The 2,211-nt window shown below is 59.7% G+C and carries 2 protein-coding genes and 1 pseudogene; all 3 read left to right on the forward strand.

What is annotated here, in order from left to right; all coding sequences use genetic code 11:
• Nucleotides 1-462: pseudogene (locus M0954_RS10945) on the forward strand (sugar ABC transporter substrate-binding protein); the annotation flags it as partial.
• Nucleotides 463-537: 75 nt separating this feature from the next.
• Nucleotides 538-1,479 carry a carbohydrate ABC transporter permease gene (locus M0954_RS10950; RefSeq protein ID WP_122155701.1) on the forward strand — a complete coding sequence of 314 codons (942 nt, stop codon included), beginning with the start codon at nucleotides 538-540 and terminating at the stop codon, nucleotides 1,477-1,479.
• 5 nt (nucleotides 1,480-1,484) lie between these two features.
• Nucleotides 1,485-2,211: carbohydrate ABC transporter permease (locus tag M0954_RS10955; RefSeq protein ID WP_297353144.1), on the forward strand; the 727-nt coding region annotated here is incomplete at its 3' end.

Raw genomic sequence — 2,211 nt, forward strand, 5'->3', positions numbered from 1 at the left:
CCGAAGACCTCCAAAGTCGCGGGCAATGTGGGCGTCGTGCCGGCGCCGCTCGGTGCCGCCAACAAGCGGCCTGGCTGGTCGGGTTCGCACAGCTTCTCGATCACGAAGAGCTGCGATAGTCCGGAGGTCGCTGCGAGCTTCGTCGAAGGCCTGACCAGTCTCGATTCGCAGATGGTGGAGGCGCGCCTCGGCACGATTCCGTCGCGCGTCGATGCGCAGCAGGCGATTGTCAAGGAGTTCCAGGCGAAGAACGACGCCTACATGGCGAATGCCATCGCGGTGTTTAGCACGGCGGCGCGTCAGGATGCCTTTACTCCGCCGCGCATCCAGCAGTGGGACGAGATCTCGAATGCCTTGTGGCCTGAACTGCAGAAGGCGCTGATTGGCGACAAGTCGTCCCAGCAGGCGCTCGACGATGCGGCGAAGAAGGTTTCCGACATCATGCAGGACGCCTCCGACTAGCGATACGGGCACCGCACGACCCGCACGATGCATGCGGCGCCGTGCGGGCCGATCCGCTTTCAGCTCCACGACACCATGCGATCCAATCTTCAAGATTCTTCTGCCGTACCCGCTCTCGTGCCGGTTTCGCACGGGGGCATCGCATTGCCGCTCAAGCTGCTGTTGCCGGCGTTTTTCTCCGTGGCGATCGTTGTCGTGCTGCCGTTGCTGTTTTCGCTCTACACGAGCTTCACTGCCTACCGGTTGATCGAGCCTGAGACGATCTGGCATTTCATTGGTCTGCGCAACTATCTGCGTGCATTTGCCAACGAAGATTTCTGGGCTGCATTTGGCCGCACGGTCCTGTTCCTGACGATTGCCTTGAATCTGGAACTGGTGTTGGGGCTCGGCATCGCGCTCCTGCTCAACGAGGTCACGAAAGGCCAGCGTATTCTGCGCACCATCATGATGTTCCCGATGATGTTCTCGCCAGTGCTGGTCGGCTTTCAGTTCAAGTTCATGCTCAACGACAGCACCGGTGTGGTCAACCATCTCTTGCAAACACTGTTCGGCTTGAAAAGCACGATTCCATTTCTGGTCAATGCGAATTCGGCCCTAGCTTCGCTGATTGCAGCCGAGGTCTGGAACTCGACGCCGGTTTTCGCGGTGATCCTGCTTGCTGGCCTGATGGCGTTGCCGAAGGATCCGATCGAAGCGTCCAAGGTCGACGGTTGCACGCCGCTGCAAACCTTCCGCTACGTGACGCTGCCTTATCTGATGCCGTTCGTCTACATCGCGATGACGATCCGCTCTCTCGATGTGGGCCGCGCTTACGACATTGTGCGCATCATGACGAACGGTGGTCCCGGTGGGCGCACCGAATTGCTGTGGACGATGGTAGGCCGTATCGCCTACGACGATTCGCATATGGGCTACGCGAATGCAATCGGCTATGTGTCGGTGCTCGTTTCCGTGCTGTTCACGCTGTACTTCTTCCGCAAGCTAAACGCCGCACGCAGACATATGGGACCGGCCTGAACATCATGAGTACGACTCTCGAACACACTTGCCGGGTTTCTTCGCTAAGGGCGCCGCTCAGGCGGGCCGCGTTGTGGTTCGCCGTCTTCATCGTAATGGCAGTGATCTGCCTGCCCGGCCTGTGGGTCGTGCTCAACGCATTTCGCTCGAACGTGGCCATCCTGTCGAACCAGCCGCTCTCCGATGCCAGCAGCTATACGCTCGACAATTTCCGCAACATGTTCGGCTTCGGTGCGATGGCCTCGCTGCCGATTCGTCAGTACTTTGTGAATTCGATGCTGATCTCGCTGGCGAGCACCGGCGCCGCGATCGTAGTCGGCGTGTTGGGCGGGTATGCGTTTGCACGCTTCGAATTCCGCCACAAGAAGACGCTGTTCGTTGTCCTGATGCTCACCCGCGCCATTCCCGGCATTGCGCTTTCGTTGCCGATCTTCATGCTGTGGGCGTGGACCGGTCTGCTCGACACGCGCATCGGCGTCATCATCGTGTATCTCGCGATGAACGTGCCATTCACGGTCTGGCTGATCGATGGGTTCTTTCGCGAAGTGCCGGCGGAACTTGCCGAGGCCGCCCAGATAGACGGTTGCACACGCTGGCAGGCGTTCTGGCATATCGAGCTGCCTCTCGCGCGTTCGGGCGTGGCGTCGGCGGCGATTTTCGCCTTCCTGACGAGCTGGAACGAATTCGCACTGGCTTCGCAACTGTGTCGCAGTCCCGATACTAAAACGCTCC

Source organism: Paraburkholderia sp. (assembly GCF_026225065.1).
In the GTDB taxonomy this organism is placed as follows: Bacteria; Pseudomonadota; Gammaproteobacteria; order Burkholderiales; family Burkholderiaceae; genus Paraburkholderia.